An 18,473-nucleotide genomic window follows, 5' to 3' on the forward strand; every position below is an offset into this window, starting at 1 on the left:
TTATCAGTAACTGATAACTGACTCCCTTCATCGAGGTAAAAAAGCAATTGGATTAACTGCTTTTTTACCTAGTGGATGAATTTCAAAGTGTAGGTGAGGACCGGTACTAAAACCTGTATTACCCATCTCGGAAATCTGCTGCCCTTGGTATACTGTTTGACCTTTGTGGACGAGCAATCGCTTGTTGTGGGCATAGCGAGTGACCGTACCATCTGTGTGTTGAATATCAACCATATTGCCGTAGCCGCCAGAGTTCCAACCTGACTTGATGACGACTCCAGCCGCAGCCGCAAAAATAGGTGTCCCCACCGGAGCAGCAATGTCAATTCCCCGATGCATCCTCCCCCAACGATAGCCATACCCGGAAGAAAGTTTTCCTCTAGCAGGCCACATGAAGCCCTTTTTGGAAATTGTCGGTTTGGGTAAATAGGTATCTGCTGAATCTAAAGGTGGTAATGCTGGCGATACGTTTCGTTGCTGAATTGATTGGAGCGAATCTGTTGCATCTCTACCAATCGGTGCTGTTGCCAAGCTATCGTCACTTTCATCTTCAGTTGGTTGCACTGAACGCTGCGGCTGTTTTGGTGCTTCTACTTGTAAAGTCTTGCTTGCTTGTTTGGAATTGAAGTTTTGGTCTGTTTTAAGTTCGATAGATGCAATCTGACGTAGCTTCCGCAACAAGCGATCGCCACTCGTCTTGGCAGCAGGTTGTTCTGCTAGTGTTGCTTGACTCAGCAATGGCTGGGTGCGATATCTCTGCTGTAATTTATCGATATCACTACGTAAATTTTGGACGTAGCGATCGCTCAACTGTGCTTGTTCGGCTTTTGCTGATTGCTGCCGCTGAATTTCCGCTATCCCTTGAGGATTGGCTTCCACAACCGAATCATCTTCAGAAATGTTGCCACCCATACCAGCATTAGTATTGTTTTCCAGAGCTGCTGTTATTGGCTGCTGGCTCTCACTTCCCTTTGATGGCGAAATTGGCACGATCAGCTGTTGGGCGATCTGAATGCGGTTGGGATCGGCTAATTTGTTGGCGGTAATGAGAGTTGTCAGTGGTAGTCTGTGTTGTTGCGCGATCGCACTCAGCGTGTCTCCGGCTTTTACCTTGTAGCTAAGTGCCTGTAAGGGGACTAGTACCATTGGGCGATCGACCGCTATTTTTGGCAGACTTGCCACTGTGTGCGTTTGTGCCAAAGACATGCTTCGAGCTTCAGGCATTGCCTCCAGTACGTAAGGCATTGCCTCCCCACTTGCATTACCATGTGTTGACTGTGGAGTTTGTAACTGAGGATGGAATGCTAGTAGAGACACTGCGGGTTGTAGCCCAGGATCGCTTGCTAGCGACGCCCCCATTTGTTCCTGGCTCGATGTCCCTGCCGATGCTTGCCACTCCTCAAACCCCAACTCCGCCGAACTATCTTCTTCCAAGCGATTCAATTTCTGTCTCAGGCGATCGATCGACCATCTTTGTCTGGCGATCGCTGCTTCTCGCTCGTCTAGTTGAGATACTAACGCTGCTGTTGATACGGTAATTTTACTTGCCTTGAGCTGGCGAATCAGGCGATTGACTCGCAAAGCTTGTAAAACTTTGGCTGTTTTCTCTGTTGGTTGCTTGGCTACAGGCTCAAATAACTGTATCGCGTTACTATGACTTCGAGTGAATGCTAAAGGCACGGTTGCCGCGATTCCTGTTGGCACACCAATGCTGCTAATGGTTAAGCTCGCTCTAGTTGCTATCGGCATTTGACTGAGCGAAGGCTGATTTACGGTTATGGCTGGAGCGCTATTACTGATTTGGGTCAATAGCAGATTGGACGCTCCGGCTGAGAAAATAATGCCGATCGTGGCGGCTGAAGTCCGCACTTGCCGCTTGGCTTTAGAGGCTCGATCTGCTCGATCTTTTGCCCACGTTTGTTTCAACAATGACCTCCTGTCTGGAATAGCGCTTAACTACCTCTGTTCATTTGCTCTGGCGATCGCAATTGCGATACTACTACACGATGGTTTTGAGTGTTATCAAATCCAGTTTTTCATGCTGAGATAAATATGCTGAGGCAAGCTTACTAGGCATTTTTGATTTAAACAAGCTTACAGCCTATTGGCAAAAAAAATTAACGTTGTCTCCAGTCTGCTCAATATACTACAGTTGGGCGATTTCTACTTAAGGAGTAAGAACTGCCCAGAATATAGGCATTTTTTGTTTTGGCATATCTATTTTTTCTTTTACCGCTATTTAACATTTCTTTAGAAAAAGATTACGCCAATGTATTGAGTCATATTACTTGTGTTCTCTATTACACATAGTCAATTTAAGTCAATTCCTGTAAGCCAACAAGTGTTGCATTTTACCAAAACTGCGAGCTACACAGCCAAGGCTTAACTCTGAGTACAAAGACTCAAATCCTCAATTTATCTTCCTATGGGAGCTGTCAATCTTCCATAACAAGACAGATGAATAATGAAGAAAATGTATCATCGAAGAAGAGATTTTAGTCAAAGAATCTATAAAAATTTCTTATATCTATCTCAAGACTGAAAAGCTGATGATGAGAATTTATTAAAAATAGCTGTAAAAAAAAATACTTTTATTTAGCTTAGAGTCAAAAAAATCAGAGAATATACGTAAGTCAGTTGTCAGTTATCAGTTATCTGTGGTAGTTGGTAGTTGGCAGTGATGCGTGGTGCGTGAAAAGAGAGCTGAGGTAGCTGAGGTGGCTGAGGGAGATACTGGTCACTGGTAACCGACGCTGGTAACTGGTCACTGCTCCCTATGCCCTCAAATATCCTAATTGCCGACGGGCTTCAAACAGACCAATGGCGACGCTGACAGAAAGGTTTAGACTGCGAACGCCAGTTTGAGCCATAGGAATGTAAACTCTAGCGTGACAAGCAGAGAGGACGGCTGGAGGTAATCCAGTTGTTTCGCTACCGAATAGCAACCAATCGTCAGCCTGAAATTGGTATTCGATGTAGTTCGATTCACCTTTAACGCTAAAGCCAACCCAGCGTCCCCCGCGCTCTAGATAATAGGTTTTGAAGCTGTCTAGAGATTCGTGGTAATGCAAGTTGACATATTGCCAGTAGTCTAAGCCAGCTCGTTTCAAATAGCGATCGCTAATTTCAAAACCCAACGGTGCAACCAAATGTAATTCTGTCCCTGTCGCCGCACAGGTACGGGCAATGTTTCCAGTATTGGGAGGAATTTGCGGGTGAACCAAAACGAGTTGAGGCATTTAAAAAGTCAAAAGTCGAAAGTCAAAAGTCAAAACGTTGAATTGAGATGCTGTCCTCTCAATAGCACAATTTGGCTTCAGATTCATAAATATATAGTTTTTTTAAATAAATGTAAATCGAAAATAAATGATTAAAAATTCTTAACATTTATTTGTCACTTGTCACTCGTCATTTGTCATTTGTTCTACCAATAACAAATGACAAATGACGAGTGACTAATGTACTACACCATTGCCGACGAACAGAGCTTATCTTCCAGTTCTAACTCGCGATCGCTCATTGCTTGAATAGATTGCATGATAATGCTTCTTGGCTCAAAGCCGTACGCATGAAGTTTCAACCACTGCTGAGCGGTGTTACCCTCGCGCAGAATTTTTTGTACGGGAGAAAGAAAACAATTGAAGCCGTTTTGCTTGGCGATCGCCCAGACTTCTTGATAAACTTCTTCAATCCAGTCTCTCGCTAAGATTTTTCTGCCGTCTTGCCAATGAGTTAGCTGAGCGTCGAGGCTAGAGCGGGCGACGGCACTCTCGTTAGCAGCAGTAATTGTCAACAAATCTTCAGCGCGGGTTGTTGCTGGTAGGGTACTCATTTCTAGCGGATCGAGTTGTGGATCTGCTATGAGTTGGCACAGCCGCGCTTCTAGTAAGGCAGTAATACTTAATAAAGCAATCGGATCGGTGACGAGATCGCAGATTCTTAATTCTAAACGGTTGAGGTCGTAAGGGCGGCGATCGCCATTCGGTCTTACCGATGCCCAAAGATGGCGCACGCTCTGCATTGTCCCTGCGGCTAACTGTTCCTCAACCCAACGAATATGATGAGCGTGGCTTTCAAACAGGGGGACGTGCGCGGGAGTTTGAGGAAAAACTGCCCAACGGGTGGAGTGATAACCAGTAGGTTCGCCGTCAATAAAAGGAGAGGAGGCACTGAGGGCGAGGTACAGAGGTGCTTCGACGCGGATCAGACGACACGCCCGTAAGAGTGCTTCTGGATCTTCAATCCCAACATTGATATGAACGCTAGCAGTAACAACTGTAGTACCGTAGGTCTTTTCAATATATTCATGGTATGGGTTATTCGGGTCGGAACGGTAGAAGCGATCGCTCCCCCCCAAAGATAAAGTACTACCAGGAATAAACGTGTAGTTACCCAATCGCTGGAGATATTCCCGTATTTTGCGCCGAGGGCGCAGTAGTTCGCATAACTGTCTTTCGTATTGAGTTGAGGGAGACGTTATATACTCTACGTTACGGCTATCTGGCTCTTTGGCAAAATTACCCTCTAAATTTGCCACGATTTTGTCTGAAAGACCGACGACATCACCCGATGGTGTCCCCGTGTACATTTCAATTTCAAAGCCTTTTGATAGCAGCACTTGATTCTCCTCGGCTTGCAGTGAGTAATTCTTCCACTAACTAAGTGTATCTAGCAGCGGCAAAACTTTGCATCTGCCCGAAAGTTCAATACCTGCGTTAGTTTGACATGACAGAGCTTCTATCCGTAGTTAGGTGCAGTTATATCTTTGGTTGAATGCAAGAAGGCAGCAGGAAGAACACCCCTGGAATCCTTAGATGGCGGTTTAACCTTGCTATCACCATAGATCTAACCACCTCGTATTGACTCCTCTATAAAGAATCATATCGCTTTTCAGGAAATGAGCTGCGGATCGCTGTCAGCAGTTGATGAATAGCGCGAATAAATGAGGCTTGTCTGCCATTACTCCCGCTTTGCTTGCAAAAACTCTAGTTTGCGAGTCTTCATTAGCTCGTTGGAGAAACTTATGCGAAAAACGAAACGATTTCGATGGCTACGCTATGCATTAATTGTAATTATGGTTTGCGGACTTGCTATTCTACCTCAAACGGTTCTATCTCAAGAAAGACAAATTTTTACAGTTAATAGCATCTTAGATGAACCGGACGGGAATATAGGTGATGGGAATTGTATTTCCAATCCTTCCCGCCTCTGTACGTTACGCGCCGCAGTACAGGAAGGTCAGGCAGTCAACCGTGCTGTCACCGTACCAGCAGGTTTGTACGAACTGAGTCAGGGACACTTAGATATCACCAAAAACTTAACCCTGACTGGTGCGGGTTCTGGGAAAACAAAACTGGATGGCATGTTGAAAAGTCGCGTGTTTGATATCGCTGACACTGGCTTTGCCTACATTGGTAAAGTCACAGTACAGTGGGGTGATGCAACCCCTGGCTTTGCCAGTCACTCCCACGGTGGGGGTATTCACAACCACGGGACACTGATTTTAGTTGACAGCACAGTCAGAGCAAGTTCTATTAACTGGAGGTATGGTAATGCTTGGGGTGGTGGTGGAATTACCAATGCGAGTACCGGCAAAGCGACACTCGTGAACGTAACGATTGTGGGAAACTCTACATCTGGTGCAGGTGGGGGGATTGAAAACCTCGGCACGATGGATGTGTACAATAGCACGATCGCTAACAATCAGTCTTTCCGCTCGGCAACGAGTGGTGGTGGAATTGCCAATACTGGTACGATTCAGTTAAAGAATTCGCTGGTAGCAAATAACTATGAGGGTGATAATTGCGACGGCACGATTGTCGATCTTGGTGGTAACCTGTCAAGTGATGCAACCTGTGGCTTTCCTACCAGCCGAAGTAACGTTGAGATCGTACTAGGCGGACGTGACGATAATGATATCTTGCCAATCTCCGCTGAGAGTCCGGCAATCGATCGCGGGATTGACGAACAATGCCAGAGTACCGATCAACGTGGTATGACTCGACCTCTGGACGGAAACAGAGATGGTATTGCTGTATGCGATGTGGGTGCATACGAGTATCTCGCACCTCCAGCAGAGGGAGTTGACACAATTACTAATTAATAGCCGTTTCAATTGGATGAAATACCAATGATGTAGGGGTGCACAGCTGTGCGCCCCTACCAATGTCATGTACACAATCGAGAATTGCTAGCAATAGATTGGGGATTTTAAATTAAACCCAAAATCCCAAATCTAGAATTTATCTTCTCGAGCGTCTGCGGAGGCGATCGATTGTGACGGCAACAATAATGACTAAACCCTTGACAACTAACTGCCAGAAGAATGACATATTCAACAAAGTTAGTCCGTTATTGAGGGTGGCAATGATTAACGCACCAAGCAGAGTTCCCCAGATAGTGCCAATCCCACCCGAGAAGCTGGTTCCGCCCAAAATTACAGCCGCGATCGCATCGAGTTCGTATCCATTCCCTAGCATTCCCGTAGCACTGTAAAGACGGCTGGCGCTCATAATTCCCGCTAAGCCGGAGAGCAAGCCACTGACACCGTAAACAAATAACAGTACTCGCTTGACCTTAATTCCCGTTAGTCTTGCCGCCTGTTGATTGCCACCCACTGCATAGATCTGCATTCCCAAAATAGTGCGGCGGAGAATAAACCAGCTAGCTACCACTGTCAGCAACGCAATTACCACTAACCAAGGAACTGGTCCTAAGTAATTAATCCCGATCCAAGCAAAGTTGAGGTCGCGGTTGATTACGGTTGTACCGCTGGCAATTAAATAAGCAGCCCCTCGCAGAGCCGTGAGCGCACCTAGAGTGACAATGAAAGGTGGCAGGTCAAGAAAGGCAATTAAAGCACCGTTAATTAAGCCCAAACCCAAGCCTGCGAGTAAAGCAACGGGAACCGCCAGCCAGCCGACTCCTGGTATGAGTGATGTTAGTACGCCAACTACAGCTGTTACTCCCAGGATAGAACCAACCGAAAGATCGATTCCGCCCGTAAGGATTACAAACGTCATCCCTGTTGCTAGCACGATGTTGATCGATGCTTGCCGGAATATATTGACTATGTTGCCTGTGGTCAGAAAGTTAGGCGTGAGTAAGGCGAAGAGAATGCAAATCAGCGCCAGAATCGGTAGAATTCCTACTACCTGAACCAGGTTACTTGCAGATTTACGCCTACCTCCCTTGGGGCGATCGCTCGATCTGCCTCGCATTGGTTTTGATTGGATTTGACTCATAATTTTTCTCCCTCAATTGCTCCGGTGGCGTAAGTCATAATCTTTTCTTGCGTAATTTTCTCGCCGTTAGTACTGTTTAGTTCGCCAACTAAACGCCCTTCTCGCATCACCAAAACGCGATCGCTCATCCCAATAATTTCGGGTAGTTCGCTCGAAACCATTAGAATTGCAACTCCTTGGGCTGCTAAGTCGCTAATGATGCGATAAATCTCGCTTTTTGCCCCAATATCTACACCCCTTGTGGGTTCGTCTAACATCAAAACTTTAGGCTTAATTGCCAACCATCTTGCTAGCAGCAGTTTCTGTTGGTTGCCACCAGATAAATCTAAGGCTCTAATGCCTAGTTCTGCTAGCCGAATATTAAAGTTATCGACTGCGGCTGAGGCAATTTGGTTAATTCGTAATGGGCTGATCGTGCCTACTTTTGCTTCCCGTTTGAGCAGGTTAATTGCAATATTCTTGCGGCAGCTCATTTCGAGAAATAAGCCCTGTTCTTTGCGGTCTTCTGGCACGTAACCAATACCAGCGGCGATCGCATCGCTGGGTTGATTGATGTTGAGATGTTTACCATCTAAAATCACTTCGCCACTTGTCTTGGGGTCGGCACCGAAAATTAACCGACATAATTCCGTACGTCCTGCACCTACCAGTCCTGCCAAGCCGACAATTTCTCCTGCGTGTAGTGTTAAACTTGCAGGCTGAATTTTGCCACCATCGCTCATGTTTTTTACCTCTAGTACGACTGAACCGATGGTTTTTCCGGGCTGTTTCTCAAACAAGTCTTGCAAAGGTCTGCCTACCATCATTTGTACCAAGCGCTCGCTAGAGATCTCCTGGCGTTCTAAACTGCCTACGTACTCGCCATCTCGCAAAACGCTAATGCGATCGGCAAGCGCGTAAATTTCTTCCATGCGATGACTGATGTAGATAATGGCAATGCCGTTGTCTCGCAGCTTGCGAATTAACTCAAATAGTTGTTCTGTCTCGCGGTCTGAAAGCGCTGCGGTTGGCTCATCCATAATTAGGATGCGGCTATTGTCCTTGAGCGCCCGCGCAATCTCGACTTGTTGCTGTTCGGCAATCGAGAGGCGAGACACCGTGTCTTCTGGCTGAAAACTCGCTCCCAAACTGTTGAGGACTGCTGCTGCTTCCTGATTCATCCGATCGCGATCGAGGAAATATCCTTTAGTTAACTCGCTACCCATGAAGATGTTTTCAGCTACAGTCAAGTTGGGGGCGAGATTCAATTCTTGATAAATCAGCGCAATTCCTGCAAGTTTTGCAGCACTAGGATCGGAAATTTTTACTGGGTCGCCGTTAATGCGAATTTCACCTGCATCTGTGTCGTATGCCCCAGCCAGAATTTTCATCAACGTACTTTTACCCGCGCCATTCTCGCCCATCAGAGCGTGAATTTCACCTGGATAAATAGTCAAATTGACATTTTCCAAGGCAGTTACACCATGAAATTTCTTGGTAATGCCTCGCATTTCTAACCGAGGGATGGGAGGGGATGTTGTTGTTGTCATAAAAATTGCGAGAGTCGGGAGTTGTAGGGGCAGGTTTTTTGAAGATAGCTGTCAAACAACAGAGAGTTCTGCCGTCAAACCCGTCCTTACAGAAGTCAAGAGAAGTTAAAAATAATTCCGAATTCCGAATTCCGAATTCTTACTGCCAGCCTTTATAGTCTTTGACGTTGTCTCTGGTAATTAGCCTGACAGGAATCAAAATGTCGGGATTCTTCGGCTTCTTGCCATTGAGAATGTCGTTACCAACTCGAACGGCTGTTTGCGTCATGCCCAGTGGATCTTGAGCAGCAGTCGCAACAAAAATACTATTGGGGTCTTCAATTGCTTGTTTTGCTTCCGGTGCGCCATCTACGCCGACAATGAAAAACTCGTTGCGTCTGGCTTGCTTGGCTGCTAGTTCTGCACCAACTCCGCTCGGATCGTTGATCGCAAATACGGCATCAATTTTGTTAAATGATGTCAGCAAGTCACTCATGACCCTTAAACCACCATCTCTGCTACCTTCTGCGTTTTGGTCTTTAGAAAGTATTTTGATGTTGGGGTACTGAGCAAAGACTTGTTCGCAACCTTTGACGCGATCGAATACAGATTGTACTGGCGGACCATTCACAATTACAACATTGCCTTTCCCTTTGAGGCGATCGGCAATATACTGACAGCTAATCTGCCCTGCTTGCAGATTATTAGAGGTGACAGTAGCATCTACGCCACCACCCGCACCTGTATCAACTGCGATTACGGTAATGCCTGCTTGTTTGGCTTTTTCCACAGCAGCTGCAATGCCCTCACTATCGCCAGCATTTAGCAGGATTAAGTCCGTGTTAGCGGCAATAAAGTTTTCGATTTGATTGAATTGCAAGTTGAGGTCGTAACCGCTAGAAACAACAGCAGTTCGTACCCCTTCTCCAGCAATTTTCTTAGCCTCAGATTCCGCACCTCTTCCCATCAAGACAAAGAAGGGATTGCTGAGATCGCCTACAGTAATTGCCAGCGATCGCAGTTTTGTGTTTGGATTGATTTGCGCTGTAGAGTTATTTTGGCTATCTGGCGAGCAAGCAACAATGGCACTACCGATCGCGCCTAATAGACCAATGGCGATCGCGGCTTTTTTCCCTTTCATTTTTTCAACCAGCTTTTAAAAATAGTCAGACCGAATCTATATTGCGAGATGCGATCGAGATTTCAGGCAATTTTTTTAGTATGCAGAATTATTATTTTGATTTTTTTATTAAATGTTATACATCTATCTTAAAGCTTATATCTTGAAAGTAGGTTGAATGCGCGATCTCCCTAAAATTTGTTGAGACTCGTATAGATAAGTGCTGTTTGATATCAAAAGTTGCTTCAAATTATTTAAACCAGAAACAAAAATTAAATTAAAAATTGTAAATATTGAATTGACCGAATGTCTATTTATCAGAATATCTGAATGCAAGAATGCTAAAGAGAAAAATATATTTTATCGCGGCTTGATTTGCTATATCTCTGAGTAGAGAAAATATTTTGAGCCGGAGTATCCGTGGTAAATCAACAGCAATTATTTCTCGTACTGCTCGTAAGCCGCAACAATTCTTTGCACTAAAGGATTGCGAACGACATCTTTTTGAGAAAACTCGCAAAAAGCAATTCCTTCGAGATGTTGCAAAATCTTCAACGCTACTGTTAACCCTGATTGTTGTTGCAAAGGTAAGTCAGTCTGAGTCATGTCCCCAGTCACAACCATGCGCGAACGGAATCCCAACCGCGTTAACACCATTTTCATCTGGGCTGGTGTCGTGTTCTGCGCCTCATCTACAATCACAAAAGCATTATTCAGCGTGCGACCCCGCATATATGCTAGAGGAGCTACTTCAATGACTCCCCGTTCCATTAAGTTAGCCATTTTTTCTTGGTCGATAAACTCATACAATGCGTCGTAGAGGGGACGGAGAAACGGATCGACTTTTTGTTGCAAATCCCCTGGTAAAAAGCCCAGTTTTTCCCCAGCTTCCACGGCTGGACGAGTTAAAATTAACCGTTCGTACTGATTTGCTAACAAAGCTTGGGCAGCAATTACCACTGCTAAATAAGTCTTACCAGTACCAGCAGGACCAGAGCAAAATGTCAAGTCATGAGTGCGAATGTATTGAATATACTGACGCTGGCGAAAAGTTTTTGCCCTGACTTCATCGCCGCGACGGGTACGAGCGAGAACGTCTCGCTGTAATTCTTGCAGTTCGCCTTGGCGATGGGTATCTAATGCTTGACGCGCCGTCAGGATATCTGCATTTGAAATACTTTTACCTTGACTCCAAAGGTCTTCGAGCGATCGCACTAACTGCTGGCTTAGCTCAATTTGTTTTTCCGTGCCGTAAATATATAACTCTTGCCCGCGCAACACAACTGTAGCACCTGTGAGTCGCGCCAGGGTTTTCAAATTTTCTTCATTTTCTCCGGCTAAAGCGATCGCGCCAGCTTGAGTTGGTAGCGCGATCGTTAAAGGCTCTGCCATACCAGTTTTCTATTTGTCATTGGTCGTACCCTATGGGAAGGGCTTTGCCCTACGCCATCAGTCATTTGTCCTTTCTAGCTTACTAGCTACAAACGAGCGGTAACCATCAACCAACGACTAATGAGAACGAGGTTTTTGCACGGGTTTGGGACTCTCACCTCGCTGTTCCCTCAATTTTGGCGCAGATGAACGATCTGATGAACGTCCGGTTTCTTCCCCACTCGTCGCACCATTAAAAGCTTGGCTACCGTAAATATCCAGATATACTGAATGCCCTGACATAGCAGCAGCAGCAGCAATAACCGTGCGAATATTTTGAATATTGCGTCCGCCGCGACCAAAAACTCGCCCCTTGTCTTCACCTTCAAAGGCGACTCTAAGCCAAACCTTTGCCGTACTAGGGAAGAACTCACAATCCACGCTTAGCGAGTTGGGAGACTCCAAAAACGGCTGAATCAGAAATTGCGCTAGTTTAGCGTAATCTGGTTGTCGATCTGAACTTATAGTGCGATCGCCCTTATGAGTTGGTTGATTGGCTGGCTGCGGTATTGAGCTGTTCAAAAACATTAGCTTTTTGTAAAATGTGACGCACGGTATCAGTAGGTTGAGCACCTTGTTGGAGCCGCCTTACGATTCCTGGCACATCTAGCTTAGTTTCGTCAGTTCTGGGGTTGTAGAATCCCAGCTCTTCCAAAGCACGACCTTCGCGCCGAGCGCTGCTTTTTATCGCCACAATGCGGTAACTTGCTTCCCGCTTTTTACCGTATCGCTTCAATCGCAGTTTGATCATACTGGGGTTAACTTCTCCTGTAGGCGGCTAATAGATTGTATTCACTGAATAGATCATCATATCACAGTTAGGAGGGAGCGCACGAGCAGGGAGCGCACGAGCAGGGAGCGCACGAGCAGGGAGCAGGGAAGACTTATTGCCTCTTTACACTCACCATTCACCACTCACAGAGTCCCAAATCCCTTTTTCTTCTTCTCTTTTTTCTTTTTCTTAGCGGGTGCGCCGCTAGCGTAGCCCCGCCAACCAGGAGGAGTAGGACGACTACCAGCAGCATAGGGATCGCCCATACCACCGCCACCACCGAATAGATTAGGCATACCTGGGAAGCCGCCGCCTTGACCCATCTGCTGCATCATGGCTCGCATTCTCTGGAAGTCGCTCACCAGTTTGCTCACGTCGCTTTCTTTGTAACCAGAACCTCTGGCAATCCGGCGGCGACGGCTGGGGGAACTAGATAATAGATCGGGGTCTTTACGTTCCTGCTTTGTCATGGAATTGATCATCGCTTCGCAGCGCTTGAGCTGGGTTTCACCCTGCTTCAGCTGGTCGTCCGACATCTTATTCATGCCAGGAATTAGCTTCATGATGCCTCCCAAAGAACCCATGTTCTTCAGCAGCCGCATCTGCTTCAGAAAGTCGGTGAAGTCAAATTTTGCCGAGAGAATTTTCTCTTGCATTTTCTCAGCATCGGCAAGGTCAAATTCTTCTTGGGCTTTTTCTACGAGCGTCAGCACGTCGCCCATACCTAAAATCCGCGATGCCATGCGATCGGGGTAAAAGGGTTGTAGTGCTTCTACTTTTTCCCCGACACCGACGAACTTAATCGGCTGTCCCGAGATTCGTCGAACTGAAAGCGCTGCTCCACCTCGGCTGTCACCGTCCAGCTTGGTGAGAATTGCCCCAGTAATACCGACTTGTTCGTGGAAAGTGCGGGTGAGATTGGCTGCTTCTTGACCCGTCATCGCATCCACTACCAACAGCGTTTCGTGGGGTTGCACGGCTTCTCTAACACGAATCAACTCCGCCATCATGTCTTGGTCAATTTGCAGGCGACCAGCGGTATCGATAATAACTGTATCTACCCCTTGTGCTTTGGCTTGTTCGACACCTTGTCGCGCAATCTCTACGGGGTCGGCATTGCTACCCATTTCAAACACGGGTACGTCAATTTGCTTACCCAGAGTCACCAACTGATCGATCGCAGCAGGACGATACACGTCTGTCGCTACCATCAAGCAACTGAGGTCTTGCTTACGTAGATGCAACGCTAATTTTGCTGTAGCGGTGGTTTTTCCTGTCCCCTGCAAACCTGCCATCAAAACAATGGTAGGGGCTGCGTCTGCCTGTGCTAGGGGAACGTTGGTTTCCCCCATCACTTCTACTAGTTCGTCATAAACAACTTTGATGAATTGCTGGTCGGGTCTAACACCGGAAAGTACCTCGGCTCCTTGTGCCTTAGTTTCTACTTCAGCAATAAAATCTTTGACTACCTGCAAATTGACATCCGCCTCCAATAAGGCGCGGCGTACCTCCCGCAATGCCTCTTGAATATTGGCAGGGGAAATCTTATCTTGTCCCCGCAGCTTTTTCCAGGCAGATTCTAGGCGATCGGCAAGTGCATCAAACATATTTCATCAAGTAAAACGGCGATCGGATTTTGGGAAAGCAAATTTTATCCACTATTTCCATTATGAGTGGTGAGTGGTGCGTGGTGCGTGGTGCGTGAATCAATTTTAGATTTTAGATTTTGGATTGTAATTCTGGGCAACTCTCCCTCAGCTTTCTCAACTCTCTTATCCCTTCGCTCCTCACTCCTCGCTTTTCTGAGAATAATGTTAAGAAATATTAAAAATAGCTATTTTGTATTTTTAGATACAGAATTACCTGCTATATTAAAAAAGTGAAAGTAAACAGAAAAATATAAAGAGGAATAAATTATGTCTACTCAAGAACAAGCTCGGGCGTTGATGATGCGTCACCACCACGTAGTCAAAAACCGTCAGCAATCGATGTTGAACCGTGCAGCAGCTGAAATTGGTTTTGAAGGTACGACAGAATATTGGAATCATATTCAAGGCAAACCCCACCCCACCTTCTCGGCTAACTACGATCGCAGTGGTTCTTCTATGAGCTAGATGGCGATTTTTATGTGAAGAAAGTTTGCTAAATTTGTTAAATAACATAAAGCTCCCCTCAAAATTGCCTGGCGATCGCAGTTTTGAGGGGAGCTAACATTTTGCAGTTGAGTACAGATACCGGGAATAACTCTACAGAGAATTGCTAAGTCAAGATTGAGTAGTGAACCCGCTGCCGACACTAAATCTTCTAGTGACAAACAACGTTTTGCTTCTCCAAAGTGCTAAAGTCACTATAAAATTACTTCGCACGATAGATGATAGAGTTTTAGTGATTAACATATTTTAACAATTGCCTGTAAAAAGATGGTTGGCATGTTATCTCGCTGAAAAACGACAGGAGCCAACAGCAAAACCAACTCGTGCATAGAAATGCGCTCGCAATTTGAAAAATATAGAACTCAGTAAACCTTATGGAAGCACTTCCCACGGTTAAAGCTACTCCTGCTCAACACGAATTGACCGATCCAAAAGTAGAAATAGATACTTTAATTACAGCACCTCAACAAGAAACAGAGATCGATCTAGAATTTCTTTACACCAGAGATATCGAATTTCGTCAAGAAACCATTTACTTTGTGGTAGTCGATCGCTTTTATGATGGCGATCCAAACAATAGCGAAGGTCCCAACCCAGAAATTTACGATCCAACTAAGCAAGAGTGGGGCAAATATTGGGGTGGTGACTTACAAGGTATTATTGACAAACTCGACTATCTTAAAGGCATGGGAGTGACAGCAATTTGGCTAACTCCTTTATTCGAGCAAATTGAAGATTTATTTATCGAAAGTGCGGCAATTCACGGCTACTGGACGAAAGACTTCAAACGCTTGAATCCGCGATTTATCGGTCAAGATGAAGAGCCATCCCTGAACAAAACTCAAGAGACTAGAAATACCACCTTCGATCGCTTGATTGACGAACTGCACAAGCGAAAGATGAAATTAATTCTCGATATTGTCTGCAACCACAGTAGCCCTGACATTAGCGGAGTCAAGGGAGAATTATATGACGATGGCGTAAAAATTGCTGACTTTAACGATGATAAAGATCATTGGTATCATCATTACGGTGAAGTATCCAATTGGGAAGATGAATGGCAAGTACAAAACTGCGAACTTTCCGGTTTAGCCACATTTAACGAAAATAACAACGAATATCGCAACTACATCAAATCGGCGATTAAGCAGTGGCTAGATCGAGGCGTGGATGCTTTGCGGGTAGATACGGTGAAACATATGCCAATTTGGTTTTGGCAAGAGTTTATCGCCGATATTCAAGCCCATAGACCGGATGTTTTTGTCTTTGGTGAATGGATTTTTAGCCATCCACTTGACGATCTTTCGGTAGAATTTGCCAACTGTTCGGGAATGTCGATGCTCGATTTTGGGCTATGTATAGCCCTGCGAGATGCTTTGGCAAAAGGAGCAGAGAGTGGATTTCAACTGATTCAGGACATTTTCGATCTAGATTATCGCTACAACGGGGCAACAGAGTTAGTCACTTTTATTGACAATCACGATCTGCCACGTTTCCAGTCGCTCAATCCCGACCCTGAAATGCTACGAGTGGCGATCGCTCTAATCATGACATCTCGTGGTATCCCTTGCATCTACTACGGTACGGAACAGTATCTTCACGACGATACAAATGGCGGAAACGATCCCTACAACCGACCGATGATGACGAGTTGGGACAACGATACTGAAATCTATCGTTATATTCGCTTGCTTTCTGGCTTGCGGCGACTCAACCCAGCTGTATCGGTTGGTAGCCATCAGCAGCGATATATTACCCCAGATGTCTACTGCTATGTCAGAAGATATGGTGAGTGTACCTGCTTTGTTGCCATGACTCGGGGTGAAGCCGTCACGATTGATACAGTCATGACAGACTTACCAGATGGCGAGCATACTTGCGTGTTAACGCGGCGCAAATTTACAGTGGAGAACGGCGAGATCCGCAATTTAGAACTGGGATCGAGAGATGTCATCGTTCTCAGCCATATCGGTGAAAGGGCAAAAGCTAAAACTTTAGTTAGAGTGCAATTAAATGGGGTCAACACTCAACTAGGTGAGAGAATTGTGGTGATGGGCGATTGTCCAGAACTAGGAAACTGGGATATTGGCAAGGCTTACCCCCTAGAGTACATCAATGCCAATACTTGGTTTGCGGAAATTCCCTTCGAGGAGAGCGCTGGTAAGTTAATTACTTACAAATATGCCATATTGCGGGAAGGGCAATCGCCATTACGAGAAAATATCGTGGCTCGACGTTGGGTTGTTGCTAGCGAAGGGACGGTTAAGTGGCGAGATCTCTGGGCATCTGGGAGAGAATCGTAATTGGTTGAGGATTGATGGTTGATGGTTGTTGGTCGCTCCTCTGTCCCTCTGCTCCTCTGCTCTCTTTCCCCTGCTCTCTGCTCCCTAATTCAGGAAATTGCGAAGACTAAAGTTCGGTTTTACGCCTGTCGCTAGTGCCAAAATCTCGATACTCTCTTAGTGAGTAGCAAAAGTGGAACTGTCTAGAAAAGCGGAACGGAACGGAGAGTTGCTAGCTGTGAGAGGGGGCGATCGCTGGTGCAAATGTGGACTTTACCAACTATAAGGGAAATTATTACCAAGAGCAGAGCGGATGAGGTTGGCTGTTACACTCCAGAGTTGGAAACAGAAGTCATTCGCCATACCAGTGCTGCATCTAAACGGCTCAAAGTCGTGAAAGAGTGGAGTGCGGCGATCGCGGCACTCGAACAGCTATTGTTAGATAGTCTTGGTTCCCCATTATCAAACTCTTTAGGATTTAAAGGCGATCGAGGCATCGTTTTAGCTGGTCCAGCACCAATTTTGAGTCAAAAGGAGTTGCTAGCTAACTTTCAAACTGGAGTGTTTACCGCAGAGTGGCTGAAGTTGTCTGGAGGAAGACCGTTTCAACTCCCGCCAGCTGCAACCAAGTCTGATGTAGCCAAGTCTCAAGCAACATCCGATCCTTTACCTGTAGCAGTAGAAATCGATCCCCCTGGTAGTACGACTATACCCTTGCTACCGGGAGATCCGCTAGCAAAGGAACAGTTTTGCTTAGTTTTGACAGATAGTTTTAGCTTGGTGATGGTTGCTGGGGTAGATGGCAATAACGACCCAGTATTTATGTTTGCATTTGAACCGGAGATAGTTGCGCAGGCATGGCAGACGCTTCGGGCGCGAGTTGCTCTCACTAGCTCCCGATATCTACTATTGCAACTCGATGCGATCGCCCATAAATATGCTCCCGTTGCCCCAGATTACCGGATCGTGGCTCAATTTAGCCGTCTGTTACTAAAGCATTTGCCAGAACCAGAGGAAGGACAAGGGGACAATGCAAAAGTCAAAAGTCAAAAATCAAAAGTCAAGAGCAACGATAATGTTCTTGACTTTCAACTCCCGACTCCCGACTCCCGACTCCCAACTCCCCATTCCCGTCCCGATTTAGAACTCCTGCAAGCATTTGCCCACGAAGTTCGCACGCCTTTGACGACAATTCGCACGCTGATTCGCCTGTTATTGAAGCGACGAGACTTGTCTAGCGATGTGCAAAAACGCTTAGAGGCGATCGAACACGAATGTCGAGAACAAATCGATCGCATGGAGTTGATGTTTCAAGCGGCGGAACTAGAAACATCTGCTTCAGATAGCAACAATAATAATTATTTGATTGCCACATCTTTAGAACAGTTGTTGCAGCAAAGTATTCCCCGCTGGCAACACAGTGCGAAACGCCGCAGCATGACTTTAGATGTGATTTTGCCGCAGCAAATGCCAACGGTGATCAGCCATCCTAGTATGCTCGATCGGGTACTGACAGGATTAATCGAGAATTTTACTCGCAGCCTACCCGCTGGCAGTCAAATTCAGGTGCAGGTCATTCCTGCTGGCGATCAACTCAAGCTACAGTTATTTTCGCAACTTCCAGGAGAAGATGACGAAGCCGCACAAAGTTTCTCTGTCACGTCAATTGGCAAATCTCTCGGTCAGTTGCTAACCTTTCAACCCGAAACAGGCTGTATCAGCCTCAATCTCAATGCTACTAAGCACCTATTTCAATCGATTGGAGGCAAATTGATCGTGCGTCAGAAACCACAACAAGGAGAAGTATTGACAGTGTTTCTCCCCCTATTTGGGAGTGGGGAGTCGTAGGGGCGGGTTTTTTTGAGGATACCTGTCATCACATAAATGATGCTGCGGTTAAACCCGCCCGTATATTTGAATAGAAGGTAATGAGTTGAAGGTAGGGATCGATCGCCAATTACAC

14 protein-coding genes are annotated in these 18,473 nt (G+C 45.9%); 4 read left to right on the top strand and 10 right to left on the bottom strand.

The features are described from left to right. Positions 1 to 27: 27 nt before the first annotated feature. From H6G17_RS07190 to gshA, 3 genes are all read right to left on the bottom strand, one after another. Positions 28 to 1,926: a peptidoglycan DD-metalloendopeptidase family protein gene (locus H6G17_RS07190; RefSeq protein WP_192155594.1), complete on the bottom strand. Its 1,899-nt coding sequence runs from the start codon at positions 1,924 to 1,926 to the stop codon at positions 28 to 30. An 848-nt stretch (positions 1,927 to 2,774) separates the two neighbouring features. Further along, complete coding sequence (locus H6G17_RS07195) at positions 2,775 to 3,239, bottom strand: tRNA (cytidine(34)-2'-O)-methyltransferase (protein ID WP_192155596.1); 465 nt, start codon at positions 3,237 to 3,239, stop codon at positions 2,775 to 2,777. A gap of 224 nt (positions 3,240 to 3,463) precedes the next feature. Next, positions 3,464 to 4,618, bottom strand: a complete 1,155-nt coding sequence (gene gshA / locus H6G17_RS07200; RefSeq protein WP_192155598.1) for a glutamate--cysteine ligase — start codon at positions 4,616 to 4,618, stop codon at positions 3,464 to 3,466. 405 nt (positions 4,619 to 5,023) lie between these two features. Here gshA and H6G17_RS07205 point away from each other — a divergent pair, with 405 nt between their 5' ends. Further along, positions 5,024 to 6,103, top strand: coding sequence for a choice-of-anchor Q domain-containing protein (locus H6G17_RS07205; RefSeq protein ID WP_192155600.1), 1,080 nt, complete (start codon positions 5,024 to 5,026; stop codon positions 6,101 to 6,103). A gap of 139 nt (positions 6,104 to 6,242) precedes the next feature. Here the strand turns inward: H6G17_RS07205 and H6G17_RS07210 are convergent, their stop codons facing one another. From H6G17_RS07210 to ffh, 7 genes are all read right to left on the bottom strand, one after another. After that, positions 6,243 to 7,244 (bottom strand): ribose ABC transporter permease, encoded by a 1,002-nt coding sequence (locus H6G17_RS07210; RefSeq protein WP_192155601.1) that lies wholly within the window; start codon positions 7,242 to 7,244, stop codon positions 6,243 to 6,245. Then, positions 7,241 to 8,773: a sugar ABC transporter ATP-binding protein gene (locus H6G17_RS07215; protein WP_192155603.1), complete on the bottom strand. Its 1,533-nt coding sequence runs from the start codon at positions 8,771 to 8,773 to the stop codon at positions 7,241 to 7,243. The genes H6G17_RS07210 and H6G17_RS07215 overlap by 4 nt, the downstream gene beginning before the upstream one ends. Before the next feature lie 139 nt (positions 8,774 to 8,912). Then, a complete protein-coding gene (locus tag H6G17_RS07220) occupies positions 8,913 to 9,893 on the bottom strand; it encodes an ABC transporter substrate-binding protein (protein ID WP_192155604.1) in 981 nt (326 codons plus the stop codon). A 417-nt stretch (positions 9,894 to 10,310) separates the two neighbouring features. Beyond that, positions 10,311 to 11,264 (bottom strand): PhoH family protein, encoded by a 954-nt coding sequence (locus tag H6G17_RS07225; protein WP_015153914.1) that lies wholly within the window; start codon positions 11,262 to 11,264, stop codon positions 10,311 to 10,313. Between the two features lie 117 nt (positions 11,265 to 11,381). Next, positions 11,382 to 11,831, bottom strand: coding sequence for a KH domain-containing protein (locus H6G17_RS07230; RefSeq protein WP_192155605.1), 450 nt, complete (start codon positions 11,829 to 11,831; stop codon positions 11,382 to 11,384). After that, positions 11,782 to 12,054 carry a 30S ribosomal protein S16 gene (rpsP, locus tag H6G17_RS07235; protein ID WP_015153916.1) on the bottom strand — a complete coding sequence of 91 codons (273 nt, stop codon included), beginning with the start codon at positions 12,052 to 12,054 and terminating at the stop codon, positions 11,782 to 11,784. The genes H6G17_RS07230 and rpsP overlap by 50 nt, the downstream gene beginning before the upstream one ends. Before the next feature lie 164 nt (positions 12,055 to 12,218). Beyond that, on the bottom strand, positions 12,219 to 13,682 hold the full coding sequence (gene ffh, locus H6G17_RS07240) for a signal recognition particle protein (RefSeq protein ID WP_192155606.1): 1,464 nt from the start codon (positions 13,680 to 13,682) through the stop codon (positions 12,219 to 12,221). A 309-nt stretch (positions 13,683 to 13,991) separates the two neighbouring features. On the opposite strand from ffh, the gene H6G17_RS07245 reads away from it, so the two are divergent. The 3 genes from H6G17_RS07245 to H6G17_RS07255 all read left to right on the top strand — a co-directional run bounded on the left by H6G17_RS07245 (position 13,992) and on the right by H6G17_RS07255 (position 18,358). Beyond that, positions 13,992 to 14,189 (top strand): hypothetical protein, encoded by a 198-nt coding sequence (locus tag H6G17_RS07245; protein WP_015153918.1) that lies wholly within the window; start codon positions 13,992 to 13,994, stop codon positions 14,187 to 14,189. A gap of 413 nt (positions 14,190 to 14,602) precedes the next feature. Continuing rightward, positions 14,603 to 16,531, top strand: coding sequence for an alpha-amylase family glycosyl hydrolase (locus H6G17_RS07250; protein WP_192155608.1), 1,929 nt, complete (start codon positions 14,603 to 14,605; stop codon positions 16,529 to 16,531). A gap of 243 nt (positions 16,532 to 16,774) precedes the next feature. Beyond that, complete coding sequence (locus H6G17_RS07255; RefSeq protein ID WP_192155795.1) at positions 16,775 to 18,358, top strand: HAMP domain-containing sensor histidine kinase; 1,584 nt, start codon at positions 16,775 to 16,777, stop codon at positions 18,356 to 18,358. Positions 18,359 to 18,473 lie beyond the last annotated feature (115 nt).

The organism is Chroococcidiopsis sp. [FACHB-1243] (assembly GCF_014696895.1).
Classification (GTDB): domain Bacteria; phylum Cyanobacteriota; class Cyanobacteriia; order Cyanobacteriales; family Chroococcidiopsidaceae; genus Chroococcidiopsis.

What these genes read in the sequence shown, in the direction of transcription:
- H6G17_RS07195 (WP_192155596.1), bottom strand. Translation starts at nt 3,239, where the DNA reads ATGCCTCAACTCGTTTTGGTTCACCCGCAAATTCCTCCCAATACTGGA.
- H6G17_RS07205 (WP_192155600.1), top strand. Translation starts at nt 5,024, where the DNA reads ATGCGAAAAACGAAACGATTTCGATGGCTACGCTATGCATTAATTGTA.
- H6G17_RS07210 (WP_192155601.1), bottom strand. Translation starts at nt 7,244, where the DNA reads ATGAGTCAAATCCAATCAAAACCAATGCGAGGCAGATCGAGCGATCGC.
- H6G17_RS07215 (WP_192155603.1), bottom strand. Translation starts at nt 8,773, where the DNA reads ATGACAACAACAACATCCCCTCCCATCCCTCGGTTAGAAATGCGAGGC.
- H6G17_RS07220 (WP_192155604.1), bottom strand. Translation starts at nt 9,893, where the DNA reads ATGAAAGGGAAAAAAGCCGCGATCGCCATTGGTCTATTAGGCGCGATC.
- H6G17_RS07225 (WP_015153914.1), bottom strand. Translation starts at nt 11,264, where the DNA reads ATGGCAGAGCCTTTAACGATCGCGCTACCAACTCAAGCTGGCGCGATC.
- H6G17_RS07230 (WP_192155605.1), bottom strand. Translation starts at nt 11,831, where the DNA reads ATGTTTTTGAACAGCTCAATACCGCAGCCAGCCAATCAACCAACTCAT.
- rpsP (WP_015153916.1), bottom strand. Translation starts at nt 12,054, where the DNA reads ATGATCAAACTGCGATTGAAGCGATACGGTAAAAAGCGGGAAGCAAGT.
- ffh (WP_192155606.1), bottom strand. Translation starts at nt 13,682, where the DNA reads ATGTTTGATGCACTTGCCGATCGCCTAGAATCTGCCTGGAAAAAGCTG.
- H6G17_RS07245 (WP_015153918.1), top strand. Translation starts at nt 13,992, where the DNA reads ATGTCTACTCAAGAACAAGCTCGGGCGTTGATGATGCGTCACCACCAC.
- H6G17_RS07250 (WP_192155608.1), top strand. Translation starts at nt 14,603, where the DNA reads ATGGAAGCACTTCCCACGGTTAAAGCTACTCCTGCTCAACACGAATTG.
- H6G17_RS07255 (WP_192155795.1), top strand. Translation starts at nt 16,775, where the DNA reads ATGTGGACTTTACCAACTATAAGGGAAATTATTACCAAGAGCAGAGCG.